Source organism: Lactobacillus sp. B4005 (genome assembly GCF_026536045.1).
In the GTDB taxonomy this organism is placed as follows: Bacteria; Bacillota; Bacilli; order Lactobacillales; family Lactobacillaceae; genus Lactobacillus; species Lactobacillus panisapium.
This window is the reverse complement of record NZ_JAFNOZ010000001.1, coordinates 639,883-654,459: the sequence shown is the minus strand read 5'-3', so window position 1 is coordinate 654,459 and position 14,577 is coordinate 639,883. Positions and strand designations below refer to the sequence as shown.

Below are 14,577 nucleotides of genomic sequence, written 5' to 3'. Positions count from 1 at the left end.
TTTTGATATGAAACAACGGATAATCACAGCAGTTATTGCTTTAATTTTATTTATTCCAATCGTTATTGCGGGTGGATTGTGGATGGACTGGCTAACCGTGGCCTTTGCTGCAGTCGGCATCAGTGAAATCTTTTTAATGAAAAAACAGATACTGGTTTCTGTTAACTTTTTGTTGGCACTGCTTGCAACAATTACTTGGGCGGTTCCAGATAGCTTTATTAACTCAATGCCATTCCATTGGACTAAATATGGAATTTATTTTGCCTTAATCATGATGATGCTAACTTGGACAGTTTTGTCAAAAAACAAGACAACTTTTGACGATGTTTCAGTTTACACGTTAGGTTCACTATATATTGGTACCGGTTTTCACTATATGGCAAGTATTAGAAATAGCGGCAATGGGTTAGCACTTTTATGCTATGTCTTTGTTGTAGTATGGCTAACAGATACTGGTGCCTATATGATAGGAAGGCAAATTGGTAAACATAAGTTGTGGCCTGTAATTAGTCCTAATAAAACCTGGGAGGGTTCAATTGGCGGAACTATTTGTGCTGTAATATGTGCCGCAATTTACGTTTACTTTGTTAATGTTAATTATCCATTCTGGCAAATGGTTATCTTTGCCTTTGTATTATCCATTGTAGGTCAAATGGGCGACCTAGTTGAATCTGCTTATAAGCGGTATTATGGCGTTAAAGATTCAGGTAAAATTCTGCCTGGACATGGTGGTATTTTAGACCGGTTTGATAGTATGCTATTTGTTTTACCCGTCTTTGCTGCTTTATTAGGAATCGTGCATTAGGAGAATTCCATGAAGGGAATACTAATCTTTTTAGTTGTATTTGGTCTTTTGGTTTTTGTCCATGAATTCGGGCACTTTATCGTCGCAAAAAAATGCGGTATTTTAGTGCGCGAATTTTCTATTGGTATGGGACCAAAATTGTTCCAAGTTCGTCGTAATCCTACAACTTATACTATTCGTTGGTTACCACTTGGTGGTTATGTTCGTTTAGCCAGTAAAGACGATGAAGCTGAGCTTAAACCTGGAATGACTGTAATTTTGCAGACTAATGAGCAAAATGAAGTCGTTCGGATTGATGCTTCTGGATCAGACATTCCGATTGAGGGCCTGCCGCTTCAAATAACAGAAGTCGATTTAGTGGATCAACTCGTTATTAAAGGCTATGAAAATGGTGAAGAGGATAAATTAGTTTCTTATCAGGTTAATCACGATGCAACTGTTATTGATCAATCCAATACGGAATTAATCATTGCTCCTCGTGACACCCAATTTCAAGAAGCTAATGTTTGGCAAAAGCTTGCAACTAATGTTGCGGGTCCCCTTATGAATATTGTCTTGGGATTCGTTGTCTTTCTAATTTGGACCTTTACTATTCCCGGTCCGGCAACAACTACGATTGGAGCTGTTGAAGCTAATTCACCAGCTGAACAAGCAGCAGTTGAACCTGGATCAAAATTTGTTTCAATTAATGGTCATAAAACAACTACTTTTAATGAAATTTCTAATCAAATTAATGCCAGTAAAGGCAAAGCTTTAAGTATTGTTTTAACAAGTCATGGTAAAACTAAGACGGTCTCTGTTAAACCCAAAACGGTGAAAATACAAGGCCAAAAAGTTTATCAAATTGGTATCAAAGCCAAAAGTGATGACCGTGTCCTTGCAAAAGCTAAGCGTGGTTGGGATACGGCAGTATCAACAACCGGAATGATTTTTAATGCACTTGGTGGCTTGATTAGGCACTTTAGCTTAAATAAGCTGTCTGGACCTGTAGGTATTTATTCACAAACTTCACAGGTATCACAATTGGGCTTTACCTACTTATTAGCATTCTTGGCAATGATTTCAATAAATCTAGGAATTGTGAACTTAGTGCCAATTCCTGGCCTTGATGGGGGAAAGCTTTTGCTTAATCTCATTGAGATTTTCCGTGGCAAACCGATATCGGAAGATCATGAAGCAATAGTTGAATTAATTGGTTTTGGCCTTTTATTACTATTAATAATCGCAGTTACCGGTAATGATATTTACCGCTACTTTATAAAATAAAATCTAGAAATTTATTTCTTGGGAGAGAATTGTTAATGCGTCAATCTAAATTATTTATGCCTACGTCAAAAGAAGCACCAGCAGATGCTGTTGCTGAAAGTCATAAGCTGATGCTTCGTGGCGGATATGTCCGTCAAGTAACGGCTGGTGTTTATGCTTATTTACCATTAGGCTATCGTGTCTTAAAAAAGGCCGAAAGAATAATGGAAGAAGAAATGGCTAAAATTAATGTGCCAGAAATGGCAATGCCTGAACTTTTACCTGCAACTTTGTGGGAAGATTCTGGTAGATGGCAAAAATATGGTCCAGAAATGTTCAGGTTAAAAGACCGTCACGGTCGTCAGAGCCTGCTAGGACCAACTCATGAAGAAACATTTACAGAAATTGTTGCCAAAAATCTTAAGAGCTACAAGCAAATGCCAATTGCTCTTTACCAAATTCAAACTAAATTTCGGGATGAAAATCGCCCAAGATTTGGTTTATTACGGACCAGAGAATTTATTATGCTTGATGCATATAGCTTTGCAGCAACTAGAGAACAACTTGATCAACAATTTGATGATGAAAAAAAGGCGTTTGAAGCAATTTTTCGGCGCTGCGGTGTGAAAGTAACTCCAGTAATTGCAGACTCAGGAACAATGGGTGGCAAAAACTCAACTGAATTTCAAGCACCTGCTGCAATTGGTGAAGATACTATTGCAACCAATGAAACAGGAACATATTCTGCTAATTTGGAAATGGCAGTCAGCGAAGATACTTTTAAACCAGAGCCCGAAGATGAAGCTGAATTAACAGAAGTTGCTACACCTGGACAAGAAACAATTGCTGATTTAGCCGAGTTTTTAGCTGTTCCTAAGACTAAAATTGTTAAGAGCGTTTTATACATTGTAAATGAACAAGAAAAAGTATTGGTTCTTATTCGCGGTGATAAACAAATTAATGAAGTAAAGTTAACTCATGCTCTTGATGCTGATTCTGTCCGTGTTGCTTCTGACGATGAATTAAAGGAAATCACGGGAGTTGGCAAGGGAAGTGTAGGCCCAGTTGCTTCTGATTGGGCAGATAAAGTGATTGCCGATAAGACAGTTGAAGGTCTGATTAACGTCATTGTTGGTGCAGGCAAAGAGGGCTATCAGTATAAGAATGCTAACCTTGACCGTGACTTTAAAGTAAATGAATTCGATGACCTTCGGGTTGCGAACGAGGGTGAACCTGATCCAATTGATCACTTACCATTAAAATTTACGACTTCAATTGAAGTAGGACACATCTTTAAGTTGGGAACGTACTACACCGAAAAAATGGGTGCAGATTTCTTAGATCAAAATGGTAAGACACAACCCGTAATCATGGGTTCCTATGGCATTGGTGTAACCAGAGTTTTGTCTGCTGTTATTGAACAACATCTTACTAAATTTGGCATTGCTTGGCCAAAGGAAATTGCTCCATTTGATTTGCACATTGTTCAAATGAAAATGAAGGATGAAGAACAAACCGAGTTAGCTGAAAAACTTGAGAAAATGTTTAGTTCTAATTATGATGTATTATATGATGATCGTAACGAACGGGCTGGTGTTAAATTTGCTGATGCAGATTTAGTTGGAGCCCCAATTAGAATTACTATCGGTAAAAAGGCTAGTGAAGGTGTTGTGGAAGTTAAGCGACCAACAGATGATAAGGCTAGCGAAATTTCGGTTGCTGAACTTGCCAATTTTGTAAATAAAGAGTTAGGATAATTTTCGTGATTAATAAAAACGAACTTTTCTTACGACTTTTACAACAGATTAATTTTCCAAATCAATTTTCAGATAATGATTTGTTGCAAAAAGGCGAAATTGAGAACGTGGATGTTTACGCTAAAGAACATAGGTGGGATATTCACGTTCTTTTTACTACACCCCTTAAATTTGAAACATATGACGCATTAAATAAGGCGATAAATGCTACTTTTTCATCTTTTGTTAAAACCCGTCTATTTGTGCGTACGAAAGATGGATTAGACGACTACCTTACGGACTATTGGCATTTTGTCGTGCAAAATTCGCAAGTTTTACAACCGGTTGCACGAGAATTTATTTCTAACCATAAACCCAAAAAAGAGGACAGTCGTTGGATTATTCCAGTCGATAATTTAGTTGTTGATGGTCTGATTGAGCAAAAGATGCTGGACCAGCTTGCTGAAGAAATGCGCGACTATGGCTTTTTTAATCTTAAATTTGTGACTGAAATAGACGAAGCAAATTCACAGAGTAACTTGGCCAGCTTACAGCAGTTACAAGAGCAACATGAGCAAATTATGCAGGAGGCATACAATGCCGCTCCGCCTAAAGAAAAACCGAAGCAGCAAAATAATTATCCGACTAGGAAAACACGCTATGGCAGCCGGCAACTTGACGAGAGTTTACCAATCACTCAAATAAAAGAGGTAATTGACGGAACGCGTAATGTTGTAATTGAAGGTAACATTTTCAATATTGAAAGTCGCGAATTAAAGACGGGTACCGTGATTTTTACCGGTGAAATTACTGACTATTCAGATTCAATTTCTTTCAAGAAATTTATTTCTGACAAAGAACAAATGAATAGCATCTCAGAGTTAAAACCTGGCACCTGGGCAAAAATGCAGGGATCAGCTTCAGAAGATCAATGGAGTCATGATGTGGTTTTCAATGTTGCCAGCTTTGAAGCAGTAGAACATGTCGGCCGGCAAGAAAAATACGATGGTGAAGAAAAGCGGGTAGAATTGCATCTTCATACTAATATGAGTCAGCTTGATGCAACTAATACTGCTTCGGATTTTGTTGCCGCAGCTAAAAAATTTGGTCAAAAGGCAATTGCAATTACTGATCACGCAGATGTCCAAGCCTTCCCTGAAGCATATAATGCTGGTAAGAAAAATGGTGTCAAAATTGTTTATGGTCTGGAAGCCAACATGATTGATGATCATGCTTTGTTAGTGCTAAATCCAGCTCCTATGACTTACGAAAACCGGGAATTTGTGATTTTTGACGTTGAAACAACTGGTTTGTCTTCTGTTTATGACACTATTATTGAAATTGGTGCTGTCAAAATGAAGGACGGTGAAGTCCTGGAGCGCTTTGATAAATTTATTAATCCGCATCATCCATTAAGTGAACAAACTATTAATTTAACTTCGATTACTGATGAAATGGTCATGGCTGCCGATGATGAAGCTGTTGTTATTAAGCAGTTTCAAGATTTTTATGGCGATCGTCCGTTATGTGGTCATAATGTTCAGTTTGATGTCGGTTTTGTTAATGCCGCTTTACGACGTGCGGACTTAGCAGAAATTACGCAACCAGTTGTTGATACACTTGAAGTTTCAAGGCTGCTTCACCCAGAACAAACGCGTCATACGTTAGATTCTCTTGCAAAGAAATATAATGTTGTTCTTGAACATCACCACCGTGCTAATCAAGATGCTGAAGCAACGGGTTACTTAATGTTTAAGCTTTTAGAAGCTTTTACTAAAAAGTATGGTGAGGATGATCTTGGTAAAATGAATGATTATGCTGCCCACGGACAAGTCTTTCAGAGGGCAAGACCGCAGCATATGACCGTTTTAGCTAAAACCCAAGCAGGTTTAAAAAATATGTATCGTTTGGTATCAATAGCCAGTACCAAATACTTTTATCGCATTCCACGTACGCCTAAATCAGATTTAGTTAAAAATCATGAGGGGCTACTATATGGTTCCGGTTGTTCTGAAGGCGAAGTCTTTGTTGCAATGATGCAGAAAGGGTATGACGAAGCACGGAAAAAAGCCAAATTTTATGATTACCTTGAAGTGCAGCCACCAGCAAATTATTCGCAGTTAATTGAGGATCATTTAATTGCCGACCAAGCAGAATTGGAAGAAATCCTAACCAATATCTATAAGTTGGGGCATGAACTGGATAAACCAGTTGTTGCAACTGGCGATGCTCATTATTTGGAAGAACATGATGCTATTTACCGGACAATTTTAATTTCTGCTCAGCGTAGTAATCCTGAACGAAACAAGAAACAAGCCGATTTGCATTTTTATACAACGCAAGAAATGCTTGATGCGTTTAGCTTTTTAGGTGAAGAAGCAGCAAAAGAGATTGTAATTACTAATCCAAACAAGATTGCTGAATCCGTTGAAGAAATTGCGCCGATTAAGGATGGACTGTATCCACCTCATATTGAAAATTCCGACGAGGAAATGAAACGGCTAACCTACGATAAAGCGTATGAACTCTATGGCAAGCCACTTCCAAAGATTGTTCAAGATCGTTTGGATATGGAATTAAATTCGATTATATCTAACGGCTATGCCGTTATTTACTTGATTTCTCAACGACTAGTAGCTAAGTCAAATAAAGATGGCTATTTAGTTGGTTCGCGGGGATCGGTTGGATCTAGTCTAGTTGCAACAATGTCTGGTATTACTGAAGTTAATCCTTTGGCGCCGCATTATCGTTGTCCAGAGTGCCAGTATTCAGAGTTTTTTGAAAATGGTGAATATGGGTCTGGTTATGACTTGCCCGACAAAAAATGTCCTAAATGTGGTGCCGAGCTCGTTAAAGATGGTCAAGATATTCCATTTGCAACTTTCCTAGGATTTCACGGTGATAAGGTCCCAGATATCGATTTGAATTTTTCCGGTGACTATCAGCCTGTTGCCCATAATTTTATTCGAGTTATGTTTGGCCCTGGCAATTCATATCGTGCTGGTACTATTGCCACTGTGGCTGATAAAACGGCCTATGGCTATGCTAAGCATTACGATGAAGAAAAAGAACTTAATTTAAGAAAAGCCGAACTAGATCGGTTGGCTGCTGGCGTCAGTGGAGTAAAAAGAACGACGGGCCAGCACCCAGCGGGAATCGTCGTTGTTCCTGACGACATGGACATTTACGATTTCACGCCTGTTCAATATCCAGCCGATGATGTTGACGCTGCTTGGAAAACCACGCACTTTGACTTCCATTCAATTCATGATAATATCTTAAAATTTGATATTTTAGGACACGATGACCCGACGATGATCAGAATGCTGCAAGACTTGTCTGGAGTTGATCCACTGACTATTCCACCAGATGATCCAGGTGTCATGTCACTCTTCTCAAGTCCAAAAATATTAGGAGTGACTCCTGAACAAATTCAGTCAAAAACTGGAACGCTAGGGGTGCCAGAATTTGGAACTAGATTTGTTCGTGGAATGCTAGAAGAAACCAAGCCAACCACATTTTCTGAATTGTTACAGATTTCTGGACTTTCTCATGGTACTGATGTTTGGCTAGGCAATGCCGAAGAACTTATCAATGATGGAACTTGCAAGTTGAAAGATGTAATTGGGTGTCGGGATAACATCATGATGGACTTGATTCACTGGGGGGTAAAACCAGAGGTTGCATTTTCCACGATGGAATCTGTTCGTCATGGTCGTGGTATTAGTGATGATGACATGGCAGTTTTGAAGAAAAATGATAAAATCCCCGACTGGTATATTGAGTCTTGTTTGAAGATTAAATATATGTTCCCGAAGGCCCACGCGACTGCTTATATTCTAATGGCTTTGCGGATTGCTTGGTTTAAAGTATATTACCCTGAAATTTACTACACTGCTTACTTTTCTGTACGGGCTGACCTCTTCGACTTAGTAGCAATGAGTCATGGTAAAAATACTGTCAAGAAAGCAATGGCGGATATTCAAGAAAAGGGTAATGATGCCTCAGCAAAGGATAAAAGCTTATTAACTGTTTTAGAAATTGCAAATGAGTGTCTTGAGCGGGGAATTAAGATTAAAATGGTTGATATCAATAATTCAGAAGCAACTAATTTTAAGATTATTGATAAGCACACTATTTTGGCTCCGTTTAACGCTGTTCCTGGTCTAGGAAATAATGCCGCAAAACAAATCGTGGCTGCTCGGACCGAGCAAGAATTTCTCTCCAAAGAAGACCTATCTAAGAGAGGAAAAGTTTCGCAAACAATTATGGATTATTTAGAAGAAAATGAAGTTTTGGAAGGGATGCCTGACCAAAATCAACTTTCACTTTTTTAAATTTTGCAGTATTAATATAATTATGGTATACTTCTTAAAGAAGTTCGAATAAATGATTCGGAGTGAGCAAGTTTTGCTCACTCTTTTTATTACGGAGGAAAGTACTTGGCGAAAGTTAAAGATTCTGTACTTGCAGAGATCAAACCAATCATTGAACAACGCAATGATGAATTTGTAGATATTGAATACGTAAAAGAAAAAGGTCAAAATTATTTAAGAATATATGTTGACCGTGAAAATGGAATTGATATGGACGAAATAGCTGGACTTAGTGAATTAATTTCCGCCAAGTTAGATGAAATCGAGCCTGATCCATTCCCTGATCCTTACGTTTTAGAATTATCTTCTCCTGGTATCGAACGTCCTTTAAAATCTGAGAAGGATTGGCAAAAAGCATTGAATAATTACGTTCACGTTGGCCTTTACCAAAAAGTTCTCGGTGAAAAAGAATACGAAGGTACGTTAAAGTCATTTAATACTGATGAAATCGAATTAGAAGTAAAGATAAAAACAAGGCGGAAACAATTAACTATTCCCCGTAAGTTAATTGCAAATATACGTTTTGCAATTGAATTTTAGAAAGGCTGATTAAAACTTATGTCTAAAGAAATGCTAGAGGCGTTTGCTACTTTAGAAAAAACAAAGGGTATCAAACAAGATGTGATTGTTGAAGCTATTGAGGCAGCGCTTGTTGCGGCATATAAAAAGAATTATAATCAGGCAACCAATGTTGTTGTTGAATTTGATGAACGCCGAGGCGATTTCAAATTAATGACTGAGAAAGTTGTTGTTGAAGAAGTTCACGACGACAGACTTGAAATCAGTTTGAAAGATGCTTTAGCCATTAATAAAGCATACGAATTGGGCGATAAAATCAGATTTGAAGTTGCACCTAAAAACTTTGGCCGAATTGCTGCACAAACAGCTAAACAAGTTATTATGCAACATTTGCGGGAAGCTGAAAGAAACCATATCATTAACGAATATTCACAATATGAAGATGAATTGATTACGGGTACCGTTGAACGTCGCGACAACCGCTTTGTTTATGTTAAAATTGGTAATGTTGAAGCTGTTATGCCAAGAAATGACCAGATGCCTAATGAAACTTATAACCCTCAAGACCAAATTCGGGTACTTGTCACTCATGTTGGTTCTGATACCAAGGGCGCACAAATTACTGTTTCACGGACAGCCCCTGATATGGTTAAGCGTCTTTTTGAACAAGAAGTTCCTGAGATTTACGATGGGACAGTAGAAATTGTTTCGATTGCGCGTGAAGCGGGAGACAGAACTAAAATTGCTGTTAAGTCTAACGATCCAAACATTGATCCTGTTGGTACTTGTGTCGGTCAACGCGGTGCCCGTGTTCAAAACGTAGTTAATGAACTCGGTGGTGAGAATATTGACGTCGTTAAGTATGAAGAAGATCCGTCTGATTTTATTGCTAATGCATTGAACCCTGCAGAAGTTATTGCGGTTCAATTTGGCGATGAAGAAGATGAAAAAAGTGCATTGGTAATTGTTCCGGATTACCAGTTATCGCTTGCTATTGGTAAAAAGGGTCAGAATGTTCGTTTAGCTGCTCGGCTAACAGGCTACAAGATTGACATCAGGCCAGAATCAGAAGTTGAGTTTGTCGATGAAAGCTCAAACGAAGCCAATCAGGAAAATGAAGATGCCGCTTTAAACGATGTAGTAGATGAAGCCGCTGAAGATATTGCTGATTCCGTTTCAGCCGTTGATGATGAAGATGCCGCTACTTCTACTCAAGAGGATGAAGAAACAGAGCAAGATGCTGAACCAACTTCTACTGAAAGTGAAGATACTGTCGACGAATAAGGCAGGGGGTGAACTCTTTTGAAAAAAAGAAAAATTCCGATGCGGAAAGATTTATTAACCAATACCATGCAACCGAAAAAAGAGTTAGTTCGGATTGTAATTGATAAGAAAAAAAACATTTCTGTTGATCCTACAGGGAAAAAGCCAGGACGTGGTGCATATGTATCGCTTGATCCTGACAAAATTGAGCAAGCAAAAGAAAAAGGAGTTCTTGAGCGAAGCTTAGGCGTTAAAATTGCCGCTTCATTTTATGAAGAATTATATTCCTATGTTGATCATCAAAAAGCAAGAAAAGAATTGTTTGGTGATGATTAAAGTTGCAAAATAGACAAAAGGCATTGAATTTGCTAGGACTTGCTGAGCGAGCTGGTAAGCTTGTTTCCGGTTTGGAAATCGTATCAGTTGGCTTAAAGGCAAAAAAAGTTAAAATAGTAATTTTGGCTAATGATAGTCACGCGGATACAAGCGAAAAGCTTACTCGAATTGCTAAGCAAAATGATGCTACTGTCATTTCTGAATTCAGCAGTAGCGAGATATCGCATGCAATAGGTAAAAACCGTAAGGTATTGGGGATTACTGATACAGGTTTTTGCAAAGCGTTAATACAAAAGATAAATGAAGGAGTGTGATTTGATGGCTAAGAAGAGAATCTATGAAATTGCAAAAGATTTAGGCATCGATAATAAAGATGTGGTCAATAAGGCGAAAGACCTTGGCTTTGATGTAAAAAATCATATGTCATCACTAGAGGATTCACAAGTGAATCAGTTAAAGGGTAGTTTCCGTAACCCCGCTCCCGCCAAAAAGCAAGAAAAAGCTGCTAAAAAGAGTAGCAAGATTAAGATTTCTGTTGCTTCCATCCGTAAAAATGAGAAAAAACATGAAGACGGTAAAAGTAATAAGAACAATCGGCACAATAATAACCACCGTTCAAACAACCGCAATCGCAAAGGGCAAGATTATTCACAGCAACGTTCTAACCGAGAACAATCCACAAGAACACAGAAACCCGCTGCACAAGATCTTTTGAAGCAATTAAAACAAAAACAGAGAGTTGAAGAGAGTACGCTGAATCGTCAAACTGAAAGGGCTCGTGAGTCTTATAAGAATAATACGAGTAAACCACAAGAAACTGAGGAAGAAACCAGTGCCAAGAAGCAAGATGTTGTTAAAGTAAAGAAGGTTGAAACTTCTGCTTCTAAAGTGACCGGTCCTAAAATTATTAAGCCTTCGCCAGCTAGAATGAAACAAAACCAAACTGCTACTTCAGAGCGGCCCAAGGCTATCGACAATAATTCTGTTCCAGAACCTGCCAAAGAAGAAAAGCGTCGTGGCAATGGCCATAATTCACGTAATAATGGTAAACCAGGTCGCAAAGGAAAGAATCAAGCATTCGGCAATAACAACAATACTTATTCTAAGCACCAAGAGAAGCGTAAGCGCAAGAATAAGAAACGTCAATATGAACAAATGCCGAAAAAGCAGCCAACCCAAAGAAAAGAGCGTCCATTACCAGAAACTTTAGTTTATGAAGTTGGGATGAATGCACAGGATTTGGGTAAAATTCTTCACCGTGAACCAGCAGAAATTGTTAAAAAGTTATTCATGCTTGGGGTGATGACTAATCAAAATCAATCTTTGGACAAGGATGCAATTGAACTAGTTGCAGCTGAATACGGAATTAATTCTGAAGAAAAAGTTCATGAAGACATGTCTGATATCGATAACTTATATAATAAGAGAATGGAAGCCTCTAAGGAATCTAAGCATCAGATTAAGCGCCCACCTGTAGTCACAATCATGGGTCACGTCGACCACGGAAAGACGACTTTACTTGATCGTTTACGTCATACTCATGTTACCGATCATGAAGCTGGCGGTATTACGCAAAAGATTGGTGCATATCAGGTTAGAATTGATAATCATTTGATTACCTTCTTGGATACCCCTGGACACGCGGCCTTTTCAAATATGCGTGAACGTGGTGCAGAGATTACTGATATTGTTGTTTTGGTCGTAGCTGCTGATGACGGTGTAATGCCACAAACAATTGAAGCTATTGATCATGCTAAAAGCGCTAAAGTTCCAATCATTGTTGCAATCAATAAAATGGATGCTCCAGGCGCCAACCCACAACATGTTACTGAGCAATTGATGAAGTATAATCTTATTCCAGAAGATTACGGTGGCGATACCATCTTTGTTAATATTTCTGCCAAAACTGGTGAAAATGTTGATGAATTATTGCAAATGATTTTACTTCAAGCTGATGTGATGGAATTAAAGGCTGATCCAAAACAAAAAGCTATCGGTACGGTTATTGAAGCTCGGTTGTCTCGTGGACGTGGTCCAGTTGCCGACTTGTTAGTTCAACAAGGTACGCTTCATACTGGTGATCCAATTGTTGTTGGTAACCGGTTTGGTCGTGTTCGGGTAATGACCAATGATCGTGGTCGGCAGGTTGAAAAGGCAACACCTTCAATGCCAGTTGAAATTACTGGTTTGAATGATGTTCCTGAATCAGCTGATAAGGTCGTTGTCTTTGATGACGAAAAGACTGCTCGAAGTGTTGGTGAGCAAAGAGCTCAACAAGCATTACAACAATCACGTGAAAATGTTACTCATGTTACTCTTGATAATTTGTTTGACACAATGAAGAAAGAGAATATGAAGGAAGTCGATGTTGTCTTAAAGGCAGATGTTCAAGGTTCGACAGAAGCTTTGCAACAATCTCTAGAAAAGATTGAGGTAGAGGGCGTTCGCGTTAACATTATTCACGCAGGCGTAGGTGCCGTTAATGAATCTGATGTCACATTGGCTGGTGCTTCCAATGCCTTCATCATCGGCTTTAATGTTCGACCAACGGCAACTGCTAAGTCGCAAGCTGAGGCTGATGGTGTCGATATTCGCTTATATAGTATTATTTACAAGGCGATTGATGATGTTAAGGCAGCTATGCAAGGAATGCTTGAGCCAACATACGAGGACAAGGTTGTCGGCAACTTAACAGTTCGTGAAACTTGGAAAGTTTCTAAAGTTGGAACTATTGCCGGTGCTTTTGTTGACTCGGGTTACATCACACGCGATTCTGATGTCAACTTAATTCGTGACGGTGTGGTCATTTATAACGGTAAAGTTGCTTCACTTAAGCGATTTAAGGATGATGCTAAAATTGTTAAGCAAGGTTTTGATTGTGGTTTGACAATTGAAGGTTATAATGACATTAAAATTGGTGATGAATTAGAAGCAGTTGAACAGCAAGAAGTTAAGCCTAACTAGTTTGACGGGGAGGAAAACATGAAACACAGAGTAGGTCGTGTTGAAGGAGAGATCCTCCGTGAATTAACCAAAATTCTGCGGAAAAATATTCGTGATCCACGCGTAAGCGATGTTACAATTACTGCAGTTGAATGTACTAATGATTTGTCGTATGCAACTGTTTACTACAGCATTCTTTCTGAAAATCCAAAAAAGGAAGAAGAAGCTGCTGCAGGACTTGAAAAAGCAAAGGGCATGATGCGTCATTTGCTTGGTCAAATTTTAACAGTTTATAAAGTGCCTGAATTAATTTTCAAGCGAGACAATTCAGTAAAATATGGTAGTAAAATTGATCGACTAATTGCTGAAGTTAAAAAGCAAGATGAAGATCGAAATAATTAACCAAAAAGCGCTGTTGGGCGCTTTTTTAGTGGGTAAGGTAAAATGATAAATGGAATTTTAGTGGTTGATAAAGACAAAGGCATGACCAGTGCTGACGTCGTCTACCATTTACGCAAAGCCCTTCATATTAGGAAAATCGGTCATGCTGGTACTTTGGATCCCGATGTAACTGGTGTTTTGCCAATAGCAATTGGTCAGGCCACCAAGTTAATTGAATTAATGCATACGCAAAATAAGAAATATGTGGGAACAGCTATTTTAGGCTATGCTACTGATAGCTATGATATAAGTGGTAAGGTTCTCAAAAGTCAGAAGTTGACTGATCCGATTGCAAAAGAAGAAATTGAACAGCAAATGCAGAAATTTGTTGGCCAAATTGAACAGGTACCACCAATTTATTCAGCTGTCCGGGTTAATGGTAAGCATCTATATGAATACGCTCGTGAGGGTATCGAAGTAGACCGGCCAAAAAGGCAAGTGCAAATTTTTGCCTATGATACTATGTCTGAACCGGTATTTGATTCAAAAACCGGTTTTCAAGAATTTGATTTTCAAATTGAATGTAGTAAAGGTACTTATGTAAGATCCCTTGTTAATGACTTAGGCACCCGGCTCGGGGTTCCAGCCGTGATGAAAACATTACGCCGGACTGCAAGTTCTGGTTTTATCATTGATCAAGCGGTTAAACTTGATCAAATTATTGCTCATCCTGATGAAGTGACCAACTTTATTCAACCAATTGATGCCTTTTTTAAGGATTATGAAACTTGTGATTTAACTAATGGTCAATGGCTAAAAGTAAAAAATGGCAATTCAATTCCTTTGAAAACGAATGCAAAAAGGGTTGCATTAAGGTACAATAATAGCGTTAAAGCAATCTATCAAAAGGATGATGCTGTTTATCGCCCTGATTTGATGCTGTTACAAAACGAATAGGTGAAATGAAGGTTAT

11 protein-coding genes are annotated in these 14,577 nt (G+C 38.5%); all 11 read left to right on the top strand.

Annotation, left to right across the window (positions count from 1 at the left end; genetic code table 11):
* Positions 1-7: 7 nt before the first annotated feature.
* The 11 genes from J3U73_RS03105 (at position 8) to truB (ending at position 14,561) form a co-directional block, all read left to right on the top strand.
* Positions 8-805, top strand: a complete 798-nt coding sequence (locus J3U73_RS03105; protein ID WP_220268069.1) for a phosphatidate cytidylyltransferase — start codon at positions 8-10, stop codon at positions 803-805.
* A gap of 9 nt (positions 806-814) precedes the next feature.
* Positions 815-2,071: an RIP metalloprotease RseP gene (gene rseP, locus J3U73_RS03100; RefSeq protein WP_267393105.1), complete on the top strand. Its 1,257-nt coding sequence runs from the start codon at positions 815-817 to the stop codon at positions 2,069-2,071.
* Positions 2,072-2,106: 35 nt separating this feature from the next.
* Entirely contained in the window at positions 2,107-3,807 is a 1,701-nt protein-coding gene (locus J3U73_RS03095) for a proline--tRNA ligase (protein WP_267409518.1), read from the top strand.
* Between the two features lie 5 nt (positions 3,808-3,812).
* Entirely contained in the window at positions 3,813-8,123 is a 4,311-nt protein-coding gene (locus J3U73_RS03090) for a PolC-type DNA polymerase III (protein WP_267393101.1), read from the top strand.
* A 105-nt stretch (positions 8,124-8,228) separates the two neighbouring features.
* The gene (rimP, locus tag J3U73_RS03085) at positions 8,229-8,702 is read left to right on the top strand and encodes a ribosome maturation factor RimP (protein ID WP_220232053.1); all 474 of its coding nucleotides are present in this window, start codon (positions 8,229-8,231) and stop codon (positions 8,700-8,702) included.
* A gap of 18 nt (positions 8,703-8,720) precedes the next feature.
* Entirely contained in the window at positions 8,721-9,965 is a 1,245-nt protein-coding gene (nusA, locus tag J3U73_RS03080) for a transcription termination factor NusA (protein WP_267393097.1), read from the top strand.
* An 18-nt stretch (positions 9,966-9,983) separates the two neighbouring features.
* Entirely contained in the window at positions 9,984-10,280 is a 297-nt protein-coding gene (gene rnpM, locus J3U73_RS03075) for an RNase P modulator RnpM (protein WP_267393095.1), read from the top strand.
* Between the two features lie 2 nt (positions 10,281-10,282).
* Positions 10,283-10,594 carry a ribosomal L7Ae/L30e/S12e/Gadd45 family protein gene (locus J3U73_RS03070; protein ID WP_220268064.1) on the top strand — a complete coding sequence of 104 codons (312 nt, stop codon included), beginning with the start codon at positions 10,283-10,285 and terminating at the stop codon, positions 10,592-10,594.
* Between the two features lie 4 nt (positions 10,595-10,598).
* The gene (gene infB, locus J3U73_RS03065; RefSeq protein WP_267393093.1) at positions 10,599-13,244 is read left to right on the top strand and encodes a translation initiation factor IF-2; all 2,646 of its coding nucleotides are present in this window, start codon (positions 10,599-10,601) and stop codon (positions 13,242-13,244) included.
* Positions 13,245-13,262: 18 nt separating this feature from the next.
* On the top strand, positions 13,263-13,625 hold the full coding sequence (locus tag J3U73_RS03060) for a ribosome-binding factor A (RefSeq protein ID WP_103751748.1): 363 nt from the start codon (positions 13,263-13,265) through the stop codon (positions 13,623-13,625).
* A 42-nt stretch (positions 13,626-13,667) separates the two neighbouring features.
* Positions 13,668-14,561 carry a tRNA pseudouridine(55) synthase TruB gene (gene truB / locus J3U73_RS03055; RefSeq protein ID WP_267393091.1) on the top strand — a complete coding sequence of 298 codons (894 nt, stop codon included), beginning with the start codon at positions 13,668-13,670 and terminating at the stop codon, positions 14,559-14,561.
* Positions 14,562-14,577: the final 16 nt, after the last annotated feature.

What these genes read in the sequence shown, in the direction of transcription:
- J3U73_RS03095 (WP_267409518.1), top strand. Translation starts at nt 2,107, where the DNA reads ATGCGTCAATCTAAATTATTTATGCCTACGTCAAAAGAAGCACCAGCA.
- nusA (WP_267393097.1), top strand. Translation starts at nt 8,721, where the DNA reads ATGTCTAAAGAAATGCTAGAGGCGTTTGCTACTTTAGAAAAAACAAAG.
- J3U73_RS03060 (WP_103751748.1), top strand. Translation starts at nt 13,263, where the DNA reads ATGAAACACAGAGTAGGTCGTGTTGAAGGAGAGATCCTCCGTGAATTA.
- rseP (WP_267393105.1), top strand. Translation starts at nt 815, where the DNA reads ATGAAGGGAATACTAATCTTTTTAGTTGTATTTGGTCTTTTGGTTTTT.
- truB (WP_267393091.1), top strand. Translation starts at nt 13,668, where the DNA reads ATGATAAATGGAATTTTAGTGGTTGATAAAGACAAAGGCATGACCAGT.
- J3U73_RS03105 (WP_220268069.1), top strand. Translation starts at nt 8, where the DNA reads ATGAAACAACGGATAATCACAGCAGTTATTGCTTTAATTTTATTTATT.
- infB (WP_267393093.1), top strand. Translation starts at nt 10,599, where the DNA reads ATGGCTAAGAAGAGAATCTATGAAATTGCAAAAGATTTAGGCATCGAT.